A 15,667-nucleotide genomic window follows, 5' to 3' on the forward strand; every position below is an offset into this window, starting at 1 on the left:
CCGCAAAAAACCACGTTCTATGGAGGCATGCCATGTCCGCCCTGCCACACCCCGCTTATACCTACCGCCCTATGACCACAGACGACCTCCCGGCCGCCCACGCCCTGTCGGTACAACTCAAATGGCCCCACCGCCTGGAAGACTGGGCCATGTTGCACCGGGTCAGCGACGGCTTCGTGGTGACGGACGGCGAGCGGCTGATCGGCAGCGCCTTCACCTGCCCCCAAGGCGATTACGCCACCATCGGCCTGGTGATCGTCAGTGATGACTACCAGGGCCAGGGCATCGGCCGACGCCTGATGGAAAAAGCCCTCGCCGCCTGCGGCTCACGCACCCCGGTCCTCAACGCGACCCTCGCCGGTGCGCCGTTGTACGCCAGCCAGGGCTTTGTCGAATTCGGACGGGTGCAGCAGCATCAGGGCCAGGTGCAGGTGCCTGCCCTGCCGCCGCTGGCCAACGGCGAAACCTGCCGCGCCCTGCACACCGATGATCACACCGCCCTGCTGACACTCGCCAAAGCCGCCAGCGGCCTGGACCGCCGCGACGTTTTACGCGACCTGCAGGTGGAGCACGCCGTGGGCATCGAGCGCGATGGGCAGCTACGCGGCTTCGCCCTGCTGCGACCGTTTGGGCGTGGGCGGTGCATCGGCCCGGTGGTGGCCGAGCACATCGAGCAGGCCAAGCACCTGATCGGCACATTGCTGGCCCAGGTGCCGGACGCCTTTGTGCGCATCGACATCCCCGTCGCCTGCGGCCTCAGTGACTGGCTCGAACAGGCGGGCCTGAAGAACGTCGACACCGTCGCGCAGATGGCCCGAGGCACACCGCCCCAGGCCAGCCAAGGCCTACACCCCTTTGCCCTGATCACCCAGGCGATCGGCTGACTTTTCCTCCCGGAGCACTCCCCATGTCATCTCCCCGTATCCTGCTGTTGGCGCGTGCCGACGGCAGCCGCGTTGCCACGTCCTTCAACACGGGCGCCTTGAGCGCGTTGGACCCGTTCGGCGACACCCGTCAACTCGCCTGGCGGGGCGACGATGGTGTGTCCGCAGGCCTTGTAGGGTTCAGCGGTGACACCGTGATCGAAGACTTTCCCCACAGCGAAACACTGGTGGTGCACGCAGGCCGTGTGGTGCTCAGCAGTGCCGAGCAAACGCTGGAACTGGGCATCGGCGCCAGCGCCGTGATCGGTCGTGGCACACGCCTCACCGTGCAGGCGAGCGCAGGCAGCCAGTGGGCGTTCTGCGCCTACGATCAGGCCGACGCCCCCGCCCGCCCCGGCCTGACCCTGCTCGACCCGCGTACCCTGCTTAACCCCTCGGCCGCGCCGGAAGCGCAGATCCTGATCGGTCCCACGCCGCAGTGCCGTGCATTCAACCTGTTCGACGATGCGGTCACCGAGCTGCGTATCGGCATCTGGGACTCCACGCCCTACGCCCGCCACGGCCGCCCGCACAAACTGCATGAGTTGATGCACCTGCTCGAAGGCCGCGTCACCCTGCAGGATGACAGCGGTGCCGAGGTGACGGTCAACACCGGTGACAGCGTGTTTGTGGCCAAAGGCGCGCCGTGTGCCTGGAACAGCACGGTGTATGTGCGCAAGGTCTACGCGGTGAAATAAATCAGGCTTTCAGCGCCTCTTCCAGGAACGCCACCAAAGCTTGGACGCGCGGGCTGCGCAGTTTGCGTGACGGCACCAGCAGGACGATCGGTGCGCTGTCAAAGCTCCAGTCCGCCAACACACGTACCAGGCTGCCGCTGGCGATGGCGTCACTCACATCCCACTGCGAACGCAGCACCAACCCCAAGCCTTGCTCGGCCCAGCGCCGGGCAACGCTGCCGTCGTTACTCAGCAACGCAGGCTCCACGCGCAACGTCTTGCGGCCCTGCCCCTTGCGCAGGTGCCACAGCGTCACATCCTCATCGTTTTCTCGAATGCAGATGCAGCGATGCTCGGCGAGTTGGTCCGGGGAGGACGGCACGCCGTGCGCTTGCAGGTAGGCCGGGCTCGCGCATAACCAGCGCTCGTTCGGCGTGAGTTGCCGACCGGTCCACAGGCTGTCGTTGAGATGGCCGATGTGGATCACCGCATCGCTGTCATGCCGGTCCGGCCAAGGGGTCTCGCGCAGATCCAGGTGCAGGCAAAGCTGCGGATGCACTCTGGCAAACCGTGCCAACAGCGGCGCGATGCGCTGGCGGCCATAGCCAAACGGCGCGGCCAGCCTCAGTGTGCCCACCAGTGTTTCGTCCTTTTGCCTGAATGACTCCGGCAGCGCTTCCAACTGCTCCAGCAGCAGCGCACTTTCGCGGGAAAAACGTTCGCCGTCGGCGGTCAAGCTCAGGCGCCGCGCATCGCGGTTGGCCAAGGTCAGCCCCAGCAGCGTCTCCAACTTACGCAGACGCATGGACAGCGCCGGCGGCGACACATTCAGGACTCTGGCGGCAGCACTCAGCGACTCGCAGCGTGCAAGTGTGGCGGCCAGGCGCAGGTCTTCGATGGAGATCATTCAATTTTACTTAATGATTGATTAGCTTTGATTGAACCATACCTTAAGGATGCCTGAGTAGAGTGCAACCTGAACCCCGCCATTCGAGCCCTGCCATGCCCACGCCGATTGCCGCCCTCGACACCCCCGCCGCACTGATCGATATCCCGCGGATGCAGCACAATATCCAGCGCATGCAGCAACGTATGAATAGCCTCGGCGTGCGTTTACGCCCGCATATCAAGACCAGTAAATGCCTGCCGGTGATCCAGGCGCAGCTCGCTGCGGGCGCCAGCGGTGTCACGGTGTCGACCCTCAAGGAGGCGCAGCATTGCTTCAGCCAAGGCATCCTCGATGTGTTTTATGCCGTGGCCGTCGCGCCGGGCAAACTGCCCCAAGCCCTGGCCCTGCGGCGCCAAGGCTGCAACCTGAGCCTGCTCACCGACAGCGGCGCCGGTGCCCAAGCCATCGTCGCGTTCGCACAGCAACACGACGAGCGCCTCGATGTCTGGATTGAAATCGACTGCGATGGCCACCGCTCCGGCCTGGCCGCTGAAGACGAGGCCCTGCTGGACGTGGCGCGAATCCTCAGCGACGGCGGCATGCAACTGCGTGGCGTGATGACCCACGCCGGCTCCAGTTACGAACTCGACACGCCTGAAGCCCTGCAAGTGCTGGCCGAACAGGAGCGTGCGCTGTGCGTGCGCGCCGCGCAAAGAATCCGCGCGACCGGGCTGGCATGCCCCGACGTCAGCATCGGTTCCACCCCCACGGCCCTGTCGGCGCTGAACCTGGACGGCGTCACCGAAGTGCGCGCCGGTGTCTATGTGTTCTTCGACCTGGTCATGCACAACATCGGCGTGTGCCAGCCGGACGAGCTGGCGCTGAGCGTGCTGACCAGCGTGATCGGCCATCAACCGGAGAAAGGCTGGGTCATCACCGACGCCGGCTGGATGGCGATGAGCCGGGACCGCGGTACCCAGCGTCAGCGTCAGGACTTTGGCTATGGCCAAGTGTGCAGCGAAGCCGGCGTCTGGCTCGAAGGCGCGCGCGTCACCGGCGCCAACCAGGAACACGGCATCATTACCCTGCACACCGTCGACGGTGATGACATTACCGAACGCTTCCCCATCGGCAGTCGGCTGCGCATCCTGCCCAACCATGCCTGTGCCACCGGCGCGCAGTTCCCGGACTATCACGCCCTGGACGCCGACGGTGGCGTGCACACCTGGAGCCGCCTCCATGGCTGGTAATCAAGCAGGATCAAAAAGCGATGTGCTGATCATCGGCGGCGGCATCATGGGGGCGTCGTCCGCGTTTTTCCTGCGGCGGCGCGGTTGTTCGGTCACGCTGCTGGAACGTGACCAGATCGGCCAGTACGCCAGCGGCGTCAACTTCGGCAACGTGCGCCGCCAGGGACGCTACCTGGGGCAGCTGGAGCTGGCGAATCGTTCGTGGGCGCTGTGGAAACGCCTGCCGGAACTGATCGACGACGACCTTGAATTCATCCCCAGCGGGCATATGCGTGTGTGTTACCGCGAAGATGAAATTGCCGAACTGGAGGCCTACGCCGCCGCGCCGGAAGCGGCGCAGCTGGACCTGCAAATCTATCGCGGCGCCGAGTTGCACAAACGCTTCGGCTTTCTGGGACCGGACGTAAAAGGTGGCTCCTACGCGCCTCATGATGGTCACGCCAACCCGCGCCTGGCAGCCCCGGCGTTTGCCCGCGCGGCACGGCGTCTCGGTGCGCGCATCGAGGAAAGAACCGAAGTCGCCGACGTGGAAAAGGTCAACGGCCTGTTCCACGTCACCACCACCGATGGGCAATTGTTCGTTGCCGAGCAACTGTTGATTACCGCCGGTGCCTGGGCGGCGAGGTTGTCCGAGCGCTTCGGTGAACCGGTACCGCTGGAGCCCAACGGCCCGCAGATGTCAGTCACCGAACCGGTGCCCTATGCCTTGCCGACCGTGATCGGCGTGTTTACCAAAATCAAGGAAGAGGTGATCTACTTCCGGCAGATCCCGCGCGGCAACATCATCATTGGCGGCGGCAACCGCTGCACCCCGGACATGACCAATCGACGCGCCTATTTCAAGCCCGAGAGCCTGCTCAACCAGATGCGCCAGATGCGCCGACTGCTGCCCGGCGCCGAAAAGCTGAACATCATCCGCGTGTGGAGTGGCATCGAAAGCTACACCCCGGACTCCCTGCCGGTGATGGGCCCAAGTGGCGCCGTGGACGGGCTGTTTTATGCCTTTGGTTTCTGCGGCCACGGCTTCCAGCTCGGCCCTGGCGTGGGGGACGTAATGGCCGAACTGATCAGCACCGGCAGCACCAGCACCCTGATCAGCCCCTTTGATATCCGGCGGTTTACCCAACCTTCGACGGTGCCCGCGAGCGCGCCCACCACAGGAAAACTGATATGAGCCACGCCTATGTTTATCGCTCGGCCACCGCCGCCGACATGCCCGCCGCCCATGCGCTGTCCGTACACCTGAAGTGGCCTCACCGCGAGGAAGATTGGGCCATGGTGCAGCGCACCTCCGAAGGCTTCGTCGCCGAGCATGACGGCCATCTGGTGGGCGTGGCATTCGCCTGTCACCAGGGTGCTTACTCCTCCATCGGCCTAGTAATCGTCAACGATGCGCACCAAGGCAAAGGCATCGGACGCCGGCTGATGCAGCTGTGCCTGGAGGCTGCGGCGCCGCGCACGCCGATCCTCAACGCCACCGAATCCGGCGCACCGCTTTACGCAAGCATGGGCTTCGTCGATTTCGCGCGCATCCAGCAACATCAAGGCGTGCCGCAGACGCCAGCGCCACAGCCCTTGGTCGAGCACACGCAATGCCGCGCGCTGAGCCTGGCCGATTACCCGCAGGTGATTGAACTCGCCAATGCAGGCAGTGGCCTGGACCGCACCGGGGTGCTCAATGATTTGCTGCCCACGGCCGAACACGTGGCCGGCCTCGAGGTGCAAGGGCAACTGCAGGGTTGCGCCCTGCTGCGTCGATTTGGTCGCGGGCATATCATCGGCCCGGTGGTCGCGCAGAACCCGGACCAGGCCCGACAGTTGATCACCCACCTGCTGCGGCTGATTCCCGGAGCCTTCGTGCGCTTCGACATTCTGGCCGATTGCGGCTTGGCCGGCTGGCTGGAAAGCCTGGGGCTGCCGTGCGTGGACAGAGCGCCACGCATGGTGCTGGGCGTGCCCCCGCAATCGCGCGACGGCGTCCAGCAGTTTGCCCTGGTAACGCAAGCAATCGGCTAGCAAGCACAATCTGCGGCAGAGGATATGTAGTGAGCGGGCTTGCCCCGCGCTGGGCTGCGAAGCAGCCCCAATACGGCCAATGCATTCCTCCAGGCAAAACGGAGGCGCATGGTTTCAGGGGCGCTTCGCACCCCAGCGCGGGGCAAGCCCGCTCACTACAGAGAATCTAGGGCGAAGCAGCCCCCGCAATCGCGCGACGGCGTCCAGCAGTTTGCCCTGGTAACGCATGCAGTCGGCTAGCAAGCACAACCTGCGTGAGAGGATTTGTAGTGAGCGGGCTTGCCCCGCGCTGGGCTGCGAAGCGGCCCCAATACGGGCCAATGCATTCCTCCAGGCAAAAACGGAGGCGCATGGTTTCAGGGGCGCTTCGCACCCCAGCGCGGGGCAAGCCCGCTCACTACAAAGAATCTAGTGGGCTGCGGGGATGTCGGATTCAGCAGATTATCCCTTGCAGGCTTGAATAACGGCATCTTTGGGTGGGGCCGTTTTGCTAGTTTATCGGGAAGACAGGGCCGTGCTGTTCGCAGCGCCATTACCGCTCCAGGGAGCTCGTTGGATGACCACACACTCTTCGCATAGCAACAGCATCGATCCGCACACATCCCAGCGGTTTTACATCGACGGCCAGTGGGTTTCGCCCGTCATCCCGGCCAGTTTACCGGTGGTCAATCCGGCCGATGAGACGGTAGTCGCCCAGGTGGCGCGTGGCTCGGCCGCGGATGTGGACCGCGCCGTCGCAGCAGCACGCGCGGCGTTTGCGGGTTGGTCTGCGACCCCGGCCGCCGTGCGCGCGCAGGTGATTGGGAACATCCACGCGCTCATCCTTGAGCGCAAAGAGCAGTTGGCCCAGGCGCTGTCCCTGGAAATGGGCGCGGCGATCAGTTTCGCCCGGGCGATGCAGGTGCCGTTGGCGGCTGAACACGTTCGGGTCGCACGTGACCTGCTGTCCAGCTACCCATTCCAGACCGTTGAAGGCGGCACCGCGATCGAGCGCGAAGCCATCGGCGTCTGCGGCCTGATCACGCCGTGGAACTGGCCGCTGTACCAAATCACCGCAAAAGTCGCCCCGGCCATCGCCGCCGGCTGCACCGTGGTGTTGAAACCCAGCGAACTGTCGCCGCTGAGCGCCCTGTTGTTTGCCCAACTGGTGCACGACGCGGGCCTGCCGCCTGGGGTCTTCAACCTGGTCAACGGCAGCGGTGCCGAGGTCGGTGCAGCCATGGCGGCGCACTCCGATATCGACATGATTTCAATCACCGGTTCCAACCGCGCCGGCGCGCTGGTTGCACAAGCCGCGGCGCCGACGGTGAAACGCGTGACCCAGGAGTTGGGCGGCAAGTCGCCGAATATCCTGTTGCCCGATGCGGATTTCGCCAAGGCCGTGCCGTTGGGCGTGATGTCGGCGTTTCGCAATGTCGGGCAATCCTGCAGCGCACCGACCCGGATGATTGTGCCGAAACACCGCTTGGCCGAAGTCGAGGCGCTGGCGGCGGCCACCGTGGAGGCAATCGTCGTGGGCGACCCGCAGTCGGAAGACACGGTGCTGGGTCCGATTGCCAACGAGGCCCAGTTCAATCGCGTCCAAGCCATGATCGCTGCCGGCCTCGACGAGGGGGCAAAACTGGTGTGCGGTGGGCCTGGGCGGGTGGCGGGTTTTGATAAGGGTTTCTATACCCGGCCGACGGTGTTCTCTGAGGTGCAGAGTGGGATGCGCATTGCCCAGGAGGAAATATTTGGACCGGTGTTGTGCATTATTGCGTATGACTCGGTGGATGAGGCGGTAGCGATTGCCAATGACACGGTGTATGGGTTGGGTGCTCACGTTCAGGGGCAGGACTTGGAGCTTGCGCGGGCGGTGGCTTCGCGTATACGGGCAGGACAGGTGCACTTGAACCATCCGGCTTGGAACCCGATGGCGCCGTTTGGGGGTTACAAGCGTTCAGGGAATGGGCGGGAGTATGGGGTACAGGGGTTTGAGGAGTATTTGGAGACTAAGGCGATTATTGGGTTTGGTGAGTGAGTTCTGGGGAGCTACATGATTTCTTGTGGGGCCCTCGTGACGGGTATCAACTGCTGCTATGTGATTTACAGGATGTTGGATCTGATTGAGTACATATCCATTGTTTAGGTAACGGCGGCTATGGGTACCGCCCTTACGGCGGGTCACTTTTGGAAAGCGCCAAAAGTAACCAAACGCACGCCCCACCACTCGGTGCCTATGGCCTTCCAAGGTATTACGCTTTGATGTTTTGCCGGATGTTCCAGCCGAATTTCACCGGCCCGCCGTCTTTGGCGCCATCGGCTTTCTGCGGCTGGTAGCTGATGTCGACGCTGGCGAAATTCAAGGCGATACGGTCGTAGAGCAGGTCATCTTTACTGTCGGCACCGGTGCCGTAAGACACCACCATGACTTCCTTCAAGGTGATCACCAGGTACTCCACCGGGCTGGTGCCTCCCGCTTTGCGCACCACCAGTCTTGCTTCTGGGTAATGCTTGCCACTGGCGCAGGCCATCATCAGGTTGGGGCTGGATTTATCCAGCGGTTTGGTCAGGTTCAGGTTGGCGAAATCGGCCTTGCCTGCCCCGCCGCCCGTACCGGAGTGCATCGATCCCGTCTGCGACAGCCCCCAGGCCCACTCGGTTATATCGATCTCGTCACGGTGAGCCTGGTCCCGTGATTCACCCTTGATATCGCCCAGTTTCAAAAACATATCGACTGCCATGTTGGCTCCCTGTCCTGTGCTGCGCCGTGAGTGACGCGGGGCGCACTGTTCCTGAATCGGGGCGGTACTCACAAGGTGGTCAAGCAAGATCGGGAAGGGCCCGTCTCCAAAAGGCGAAACGTCTGACATTAATTTGCTTCGCTGCGTCTTTAACCTCTCAACTCCGCGAATACCCAGGAGTTAAGGAATGACGGCCTCGCTGCTTAAAGATGGATTCCCCTCGGCTCACCGCACCACACGCCAACGCATTGAAGGCAGCATTGACCTGCGTCGATTGTTTTCCGTGATTGACAGCGACCCGGCGCTGATTGGCGCGGGGGTTGTGTATATCGATGAGGTGTTCAATGTGGTGGTGCTGCGTGAATTCCAGGCGATCTGCAGCGTACAGCCGATCAAGGTCGTGCTGCGTGAAGCGCCACGGTACGTGGGGCCGGTGGAGTTCAAGCGGATGCTGGAGCATGAGCCTCGGGAGTCGAGGTTAGTGGCGGAGGCGGTGAATACGGCGGTGACGTGTGCGGGGGCGCTGCTGAGTTGGCATGTTATTTACACCGGGATTGCCTTGATGCCTTTTACTGCTGGCGCAAGCGTTGTCATCTCATTCATTGGTACGGCCGTAACAGTAGCGGGTTTGTTCCAGTGCGCAGCGGGGGCCTATCGAACGGTGAACGAAGTGTGGGACCCGCAAAGAAATGACCGCCTGGACAGTAATGCCTGGTACGAAGGGATGATGGTGGCTCTAGATGCTGTTTCCTTACTTGGGGTCGCCACTTCTGCCGTAACGACAGTGAAAGTTATCAATCTATCTAAGCGGGCAACAGGCAAATCACTTAGAGCGGTACTCCGCGGGTTGAGCAGGCAGGAACGAGCAAAATTGACGGATGAGCTGCTGAGAATCCAGGACCCGCGACTGACACCGAAGCTCCTCAAGCTCAAGCAAGCCGCAGGCAATGCCCCCAAACGCATTCCCGCAGCACAGATAAAACCCATCACCACCACCCATCGCAATGATGCTTTTGCGGCAGCGCTGGGTCTCACCGGCAGTGCCATGTCCGGAAACACGAAAACGCTGGCCATCGGAATCTATGAAGAGTTCAGCGAATGAAAAACCATCGAGAGCCCTTTTACATCGTAGATCCTGGCCCACTTTGGACTCGTCACAAACTGGGGTTGTTTGGCGGGGTCTTAGCCTTGTGCTTTTCGATTGCAACCGCCGGCACTCTAATGAACCTCACCTATTTCGCTGACGCCTCCGATGAGCTTGCCGATGATGCTTTCTTCATCGCAGGTGGCACAGCGTGTGTCGTATTCGGCATCGCACAGAGCCTGGTCCTTCACGGTTATCCCCGGTGGGTGTGGCTTCAGGTTGGCGTGTTTATGATCTATTCGCTGCTTGTAGTTCCGACAATCATCTACAGCCCCGATCACCTTCTATTTACCTTTGCCTTACTGAGCCCGTTAACCGGGTTGCTGTGCCTGAACAGCAACCGACAGCGGGAAATGCGCCGAGAGATGCTGGAAATCAGGCATAAACGCAATGGCGTTATCGCGACCCTGAAAAAACAAGGTCGCTGGAAGCGGTGGTAAGCCCCTACCCTACCGCCTTGAACGGCTCAACCTTCGCGCCCGCAACAGCGGCAACACCTGATCAGTAAACCGCGAAAAGTCCTCCAGGGTATCCACGTGGATATTGAACCCATCCACCGCGCCCTCGATAAACCGCCGCTCAATCTCGTCCGCCACGTTCTTGGGCGAGCCGACGAGCATCGGGGTGGTGCTCACAAGATGGTCAAGCAAGATCGGGAAGGGCCCGTCTCGAAAAGGCGAAACGTCTGACATTAATTTGCTTCGCTGCGTCTTTACCCTCTCGACTCCGCGAATACCCAGGAGTTAAGGAATGACGGCCTCGCTGCTTAAAGATGGATTCCCCTCGGCTCACCGCACCACACGCCAACGCATTGAAGGCAGCATTGACCTGCGTCGATTGTTTTCCGTGATTGACAGCGACCCGGCGCTGATTGGCGCGGGGGTGGTGTATATCGATGAGGTGTTCAATGTGGTGGTGCTGCGTGAGTTCCAGGCGATCTGCAGCGTACAGCCGATCAAGGTCGTGCTGCGTGAAGCGCCACGGCACGTGGGGCCGGTGGAGTTCAAGCGGATGCTGGAGCATGAGCCTCGGGAGTCGAGGTTAGTGGCGGAGGCGGTGAATACGGCGGTGACGTGTGCGGGGGCGCTGCTGAGTTGGCTGGTGGTTACAAGTGGGGTTGTGCTGATGCCGTTTACGGCAGGTACGAGTGCGTTGATTTCGTTCATTGGTAAGGCCGCAGCGGTGGCGGGTTCCGTTCAGTGTATGGCTGGCGTTATCCGAACCGGATCAGAAGCGGTGTTCCCGCAGGTCAATGACTATTTAGATAGTGAATCCTGGTATCAGGACGCGACGGCAGTGTTGGACGGCATTTCTTTACTGGGCGTTGCCACTTCTATGTTGGTCACAGTGAAAGCAGTCAGTACAACCACACGAGTAACCGGAAAACCCCTTCGTTTAGTGCTCAAGGGCCTGACGCGGCAAGAGAGGGCAAAACTGAATGACGAGATGCTTAGAATTCGAGACCCGAGGTTGACGTCCAAACTGCTCAAGTTGGAGAAAGCTATGGGCAGAGCCCCCAAGCGTATCAGCGCTACGAATATGCAGCGTGCGACGGCTACCCACATAATCGACGTATTGGCTGCATCGTTGAGCGTCACCAGCAGTGCAACTAACGGAAACATCAGCACGATTGCGATAGGCATCTACGAGGAGGTCAGCCAGTGAGTGGGCAGGAGGAGATAAAGAACCAATACTACTCAACTGTGTTTATTGAAGATCCCTGGAAGCTTCTGAAGCGGTACATGCCTGTAATCGGGGCAGACATGCTTATCGCATGTACCTCATTAGGATTGACGGCAACGCTGACAATGCTCACTTATCTCTCAACGTACCCCGTAGGTTTTGCTGCCAAAACCGCTCTTTTCGGCGCCGCAGGACTTGGCGCAGTGTTTGCCCTTGCCAAATACGAAGTGTTGTACGGCCGCACCTACTGGGTCTGGCTGAACGTCGCGATATACCTGATCTGCCTGCTGATAGCGCTTCCCACAATCGCCTACCGCCCCGACCTGTATCTCTACTCGATGGCCATCCTCGGCCCATTGATCGGGTTGTTGATCCTCAACTGCAACCGCTGCCGCGAACTTCGGCAAAAATCAGTCGACATCCGCCACAAGCGCCAAGCCATCATCGCGACCCTGAAAAAACAAGGTCGCTGGAAGTGGTGGTGACCCGTTACGCCGCTGCCGCCCGCGCCGCAGTATGCCGATTCACCGGCACCGGCAACCCCAAATGCCCGCGCAGCGTGCTGTGGCTGTACTCACTGCGAAACAACCCTCGCGCACGCAACAGCGGCAACACTTGATCAGTAAACCGCGCGAAGTCCTCCGGCGCGCCCACGTGGATGTTGAACCCGTCCACCGCGCCCTCGACAAACCAGCGCTCAATCTCGTCCGCCACGGTCTTAGGCGAGCCGACGAAGCTGGAAAACGGTTTGGCAAAACGCAAGGCCGCCTGACGTAAGGTGAGCCCTTGGTCACGGGCAACTTGCTTGATGTTTTCGGCATGCCCGCGATAACCGTTGCTGCCCAGGTCGCCCAGGTCCGGGAACGGTTCGTCCAGGGGGTATTGGCTGAAGTCGTGGTAGTTGAACGGCCGCCCCAATTGCACCAGCGCCTTGTTCAGGTCCAGCTCGCCGTTACGCTCGCGGTCGATGGCCTGGGCTTGCTCATCGGTGTCGGCAATGATCGGCGAAATGCCGGGCAGGATGGTCACATGATCGGGGTTGCGCCCGGCGGCGGCGGTGCGTTTTTTGATGTCGCTGTAATAAGCCTGGGCGTCTTCGAAATTGCCCACACCGGCAAAAATCCCCTCGGCATAGTTGGCGGCCAGGCCACGCCCGGATTCAGAAATCCCCGCCTGGAAAATCACCGGTTGGCCCTGGGCCGAACGCGCGATGTTCAGCGGCCCGGTGACAGAGAAAAACTCACCGTGGTGATCGAGGCGATGCTGGCGTTGCGGGTCGAGGAACACCTTGTTTTGCTTGTCACGCACAAAGGCATCGTCTTCGTAGGAGTCCCACAGCCCCTGCACCACCTCCAGGTGTTCGGCCGCCCGGCGATAGCGTTCGGTGTGGTCGATATGCTGCTCACGGCCGAAGTTGCCGGCCGCGCCTTCCAGGCCGGTGGTGACCACGTTCCAACCTGCGCGGCCACCGCTGATATGGTCCAGGGACGCGAACTGCCGCGCCACGTTGAAAGGTTCGGTATAGGACGTGGTGAGGGTCGCCACCAGGCCGATGTTCGACGTGGCGCCGGCGATGGCCGAGAGCAGCGTCAACGGTTCCAGGCGGTTGAGAAAGTGCGGCGCGGAGTCCGGTGTGATGTAGGGGCTGTCGACGATGAACACCAGGTCGAACTTGGCCGCTTCCGCCTGTTGTGCCTGGGCGCGGTACCAGTCGATATCCACACTGGCATCACCTGGGATTTGCGGGTGCAGCCATTCGTTTTGTGCGGTGCCGACGCCGGTGAGAATGGCGCCGAATTTGAGTTGGCGAGGCAAGGTGGGCATCAAGGTATTCCTCCGTGGATGGCAGCGGTGCTGGCCTGTGGAGGATGACCTTAATGCCCGTGGGCGGGGCTTGTGAAAGGCTTTATAGATCTATGCTAATTATTAAAAATATTGATCTAAAAAAATCCATACCTGCATAACTCGCATAACAATCACTGGCACGGCTTAGCGCCGGGCGCTGACCGCTGAACCGTCGTTGGACACAATCACTTCCACCCGGCGATTCAATTGGCGCGACTGCGCACTCACATTATCGGCGACCGGAAACTGCTTGCCGTACCCCATCACCGCCATGCGCTGAGGACCCACGCCGAGCTGTTGCAGGCCCCGGGCGACCGCTTGCGCACGTCGCTCGGACAAGCTCTGGTTGAAAGCATCGCCACCGGTGCTGTCGGTGAAGCCCTCCACACGTACCTGACGCTCCGGGTTCTGCAACAGGAAGGTTGCCAGCCCCTGGAAGTCGCGTTGGCTGCCCGGTTTCAGCTCGGCCCTGCCGGTGTCGAACAGCACGTCGCCAAAGGTGACGACCTGGCCGCGCTCGGTCGGCCGGGCTTTCATCGCCTGTAATGCCTTGAGCTGCGCGGTGCGCACGTCGAGCTGTACCTGGGTGCGGTCCACCGCAATGTTATCGAGCTGGGCGTCGGTTTTGCGACTGACGATGGTCTGCTCGGCCAGCGCGATTTTCTGCGTCGCCAAGTACGCGAGCTGGTCGATCTGTGGGTCGGTACGGTTGTGCAGGGAGAGTTGGTTGGCACGGTCCACAGCATTGGAAGCAATGCGCGTTTCAACCGCCGCCAGGGTGTTGGACTCAGGCTTTTGCTGCAGGCTGGAGAATTGGCTGCGCGCTTGCAGCAGTTGCGGGTTTTCCGGCGGGGTGGCGCAGCCGGCCAACGCCAGGCCCAGGGCCGAAAGAACAGGAATGACTAAAGTGGCACGCATGGAAGGATCCTCAGTGGGTAGTCGCGGGGGCGTTGAGCATTTCCTGCTTGAGCACCTGGATGCCCTCTCGCGCCTGCATCAAGACCTGTTGTTTACGCACGGCATTGGCCTTGGCTTCGGCCAGGCTGGCATCGGCTTCGATCTGCTCGGCCAACGCGTCGACCTGGAGATAATTTTTCTCGCCGATGGCTTGCTCCATGCGCGCCAGCTTGTCCTGGGCTGTTTTCATCTCCAGCGGTGCGAATTGGGTGGCCTGCGCCGACAAGGCGCGCCCAACCGAATCACGGGCCATGGAGATTTTTGTCGCAGGCAGCGGCGTCGCGGCACAACCTGCCAATGCACCTGTGACGATCACAACCAAGGCCGAGCGGCACAGGCGTTTGCTCACGTTGGTCATTTTCATGTGTTGACTCCTAAGCATTTACTGATGGCTACGGGACGGGTAGAAACAGCCCTCGCCGTCTCGCTTGCGTTCAAGCGATCGCGCCACATCCTAGGAGGAAAAAGACGAGCATAAAGAATGAAAAATCCCACCATCATGTAGGAGTTTTCTCGAAAAAAATGCGTAACCTTAGGCAACGCACAGGGAGAGCGGGCGCCCTTGCGTGCAAGGATATCCCGCAGGAGAATGGCGGCTTTAACATCAGCCAGATAGTAATTTACTCAGCAAAATCAAACGGTTGAGATGAAACAAAGCCGTTATGACAAGGACGTATAACAATGAAAATATCAGTCATCGCGACACTGGGCATTGTATCGCTGACTCAAACATCACTCTGCTTCGCGGATAACGTCAACGGGAAAACGCTCTACTCACAGCGCTGCGCGCTATGCCACGGCGCCGATATCAAAGGAACGGGGCCCCTGGCCAACAAAAGCACCCCGCCTACACCCGACCTGACAACGGCTACGTTCAAACAACGCCTGCATGATTACCCAGGCGTCATTGTGTCTTCGGTAATACTGCGCCCCAATGGAGACTTGATTCCAAGAACGTTGCGAGAGAATGGTGTAAAGCTGGCACCGCACGCGTGGAGCGTTAACGACTTTCGCGATTTACATCAGTACATGAGCAGTGTGATTGCAAAAAGTCGGTGATGTTGAGTTGAGCGGTCGACTGAGCCCGTCAACCGCTCGCCTGCACCTCCCCCGTGCGCATCACACTGTTCTGGCAGCGATCGCCTCCACTTCAACCAACGCACCGGGCAATGGCAATGCCACCACTTGCAACGCGGTGCGCGCCGGTTTATTCGGCTGCGCAGGCGTGCCAAAGAACTGGGTGTAGCCCGCCTGCAAGCCCGCGAAATCCAGCTTGCCGCCCGTCTCTTCGGCGCCCACCAGGAACACCCGCAACTGCACGATATCGCCCAGGTCCAGGTCTTGCTGGCGCAGGATCGTGCGCAGCTTGTTGAAGACCGAGACCGTCTGCACTTCGGTATTGCCATAGGCCGCCGACGTGCCTGCCGGGGCGGTCGCGTCGTGCACGTCAGGCAAGGTGCCGCTGACAAAGATCAGGCTGGCTGAAGCCGGTACGGTGACGGTCTGCGAGATAGGGAAGTCGCCGACACGGGTGCGTTGGATGCTGTCGCTCATGATGAA

The 15,667-nt window shown here is 61.1% G+C and carries 18 protein-coding genes; 11 read left to right on the plus strand and 7 right to left on the minus strand.

Features of this window, described 5'->3' with window-relative positions:
• The first annotated feature begins 32 nt into the window (after window positions 1-32).
• A complete protein-coding gene (locus ACI512_RS24615) occupies window positions 33-884 on the plus strand; it encodes a GNAT family N-acetyltransferase (RefSeq protein ID WP_236383523.1) in 852 nt (283 codons plus the stop codon).
• 23 nt (window positions 885-907) lie between these two features.
• Window positions 908-1,621, plus strand: a complete 714-nt coding sequence (locus ACI512_RS24620) for a cupin domain-containing protein (protein WP_236383525.1) — start codon at window positions 908-910, stop codon at window positions 1,619-1,621.
• A 1-nt stretch (window position 1,622) separates the two neighbouring features.
• Here ACI512_RS24620 and ACI512_RS24625 read toward each other — a convergent pair whose 3' ends face one another.
• Entirely contained in the window at window positions 1,623-2,507 is an 885-nt protein-coding gene (locus tag ACI512_RS24625) for a LysR family transcriptional regulator (protein ID WP_015884844.1), read from the minus strand.
• 95 nt (window positions 2,508-2,602) lie between these two features.
• On the opposite strand from ACI512_RS24625, the gene ACI512_RS24630 reads away from it, so the two are divergent.
• The 4 genes from ACI512_RS24630 (at window position 2,603) to ACI512_RS24645 (ending at window position 7,775) form a co-directional block, all read left to right on the plus strand.
• Window positions 2,603-3,739, plus strand: a complete 1,137-nt coding sequence (locus tag ACI512_RS24630; RefSeq protein ID WP_236383528.1) for a DSD1 family PLP-dependent enzyme — start codon at window positions 2,603-2,605, stop codon at window positions 3,737-3,739.
• Window positions 3,729-4,913 carry an FAD-binding oxidoreductase gene (locus ACI512_RS24635; RefSeq protein WP_064052924.1) on the plus strand — a complete coding sequence of 395 codons (1,185 nt, stop codon included), beginning with the start codon at window positions 3,729-3,731 and terminating at the stop codon, window positions 4,911-4,913. Before ACI512_RS24630 ends, ACI512_RS24635 begins: the two co-directional genes overlap by 11 nt.
• Window positions 4,910-5,755 carry a GNAT family N-acetyltransferase gene (locus ACI512_RS24640; RefSeq protein WP_236383527.1) on the plus strand — a complete coding sequence of 282 codons (846 nt, stop codon included), beginning with the start codon at window positions 4,910-4,912 and terminating at the stop codon, window positions 5,753-5,755. Before ACI512_RS24635 ends, ACI512_RS24640 begins: the two co-directional genes overlap by 4 nt.
• 556 nt (window positions 5,756-6,311) lie before the next feature.
• Entirely contained in the window at window positions 6,312-7,775 is a 1,464-nt protein-coding gene (locus tag ACI512_RS24645) for an aldehyde dehydrogenase family protein (RefSeq protein WP_064052922.1), read from the plus strand.
• A gap of 214 nt (window positions 7,776-7,989) precedes the next feature.
• Here ACI512_RS24645 and ACI512_RS24650 read toward each other — a convergent pair whose 3' ends face one another.
• Entirely contained in the window at window positions 7,990-8,478 is a 489-nt protein-coding gene (locus tag ACI512_RS24650) for a type VI secretion system tube protein Hcp (RefSeq protein ID WP_015884849.1), read from the minus strand.
• Window positions 8,479-8,665: 187 nt separating this feature from the next.
• On the opposite strand from ACI512_RS24650, the gene ACI512_RS24655 reads away from it, so the two are divergent.
• Both ACI512_RS24655 and ACI512_RS24660 read left to right on the plus strand, forming a co-directional pair.
• Window positions 8,666-9,580 (plus strand): NAD synthetase, encoded by a 915-nt coding sequence (locus ACI512_RS24655; protein ID WP_405121398.1) that lies wholly within the window; start codon window positions 8,666-8,668, stop codon window positions 9,578-9,580.
• Window positions 9,577-10,062 carry a hypothetical protein gene (locus ACI512_RS24660; RefSeq protein WP_250948123.1) on the plus strand — a complete coding sequence of 162 codons (486 nt, stop codon included), beginning with the start codon at window positions 9,577-9,579 and terminating at the stop codon, window positions 10,060-10,062. Before ACI512_RS24655 ends, ACI512_RS24660 begins: the two co-directional genes overlap by 4 nt.
• Before the next feature lie 9 nt (window positions 10,063-10,071).
• On the opposite strand, the gene ACI512_RS24665 is transcribed toward ACI512_RS24660, so the two are convergent.
• A complete protein-coding gene (locus ACI512_RS24665) occupies window positions 10,072-10,257 on the minus strand; it encodes a hypothetical protein (protein WP_236382351.1) in 186 nt (61 codons plus the stop codon).
• 115 nt (window positions 10,258-10,372) lie between these two features.
• Between ACI512_RS24665 and ACI512_RS24670 the strand changes: the two genes are divergently transcribed.
• On the plus strand, window positions 10,373-11,287 hold the full coding sequence (locus ACI512_RS24670) for a hypothetical protein (RefSeq protein WP_064052921.1): 915 nt from the start codon (window positions 10,373-10,375) through the stop codon (window positions 11,285-11,287).
• Window positions 11,284-11,790, plus strand: a complete 507-nt coding sequence (locus tag ACI512_RS24675; RefSeq protein WP_236382353.1) for a hypothetical protein — start codon at window positions 11,284-11,286, stop codon at window positions 11,788-11,790. Before ACI512_RS24670 ends, ACI512_RS24675 begins: the two co-directional genes overlap by 4 nt.
• A gap of 4 nt (window positions 11,791-11,794) precedes the next feature.
• On the opposite strand, the gene ACI512_RS24680 is transcribed toward ACI512_RS24675, so the two are convergent.
• The 3 genes from ACI512_RS24680 to ACI512_RS24690 all read right to left on the minus strand — a co-directional run bounded on the left by ACI512_RS24680 (window position 11,795) and on the right by ACI512_RS24690 (window position 14,471).
• Window positions 11,795-13,129, minus strand: a complete 1,335-nt coding sequence (locus ACI512_RS24680) for an LLM class flavin-dependent oxidoreductase (protein ID WP_122811402.1) — start codon at window positions 13,127-13,129, stop codon at window positions 11,795-11,797.
• A gap of 165 nt (window positions 13,130-13,294) precedes the next feature.
• A complete protein-coding gene (locus tag ACI512_RS24685; RefSeq protein WP_015884853.1) occupies window positions 13,295-14,068 on the minus strand; it encodes an OmpA family protein in 774 nt (257 codons plus the stop codon).
• Window positions 14,069-14,078: 10 nt separating this feature from the next.
• Complete coding sequence (locus ACI512_RS24690) at window positions 14,079-14,471, minus strand: DUF4398 domain-containing protein (protein WP_102060032.1); 393 nt, start codon at window positions 14,469-14,471, stop codon at window positions 14,079-14,081.
• A gap of 317 nt (window positions 14,472-14,788) precedes the next feature.
• On the opposite strand from ACI512_RS24690, the gene ACI512_RS24695 reads away from it, so the two are divergent.
• The gene (locus tag ACI512_RS24695) at window positions 14,789-15,166 is read left to right on the plus strand and encodes a c-type cytochrome (protein WP_236382355.1); all 378 of its coding nucleotides are present in this window, start codon (window positions 14,789-14,791) and stop codon (window positions 15,164-15,166) included.
• Window positions 15,167-15,226: 60 nt separating this feature from the next.
• On the opposite strand, the gene ACI512_RS24700 is transcribed toward ACI512_RS24695, so the two are convergent.
• Window positions 15,227-15,661, minus strand: coding sequence for a RidA family protein (locus tag ACI512_RS24700; protein ID WP_236382357.1), 435 nt, complete (start codon window positions 15,659-15,661; stop codon window positions 15,227-15,229).
• Window positions 15,662-15,667 lie beyond the last annotated feature (6 nt).

This window comes from Pseudomonas petroselini (assembly GCF_045037875.1).
In the GTDB taxonomy this organism is placed as follows: domain Bacteria; phylum Pseudomonadota; class Gammaproteobacteria; order Pseudomonadales; family Pseudomonadaceae; genus Aquipseudomonas; species Aquipseudomonas petroselini.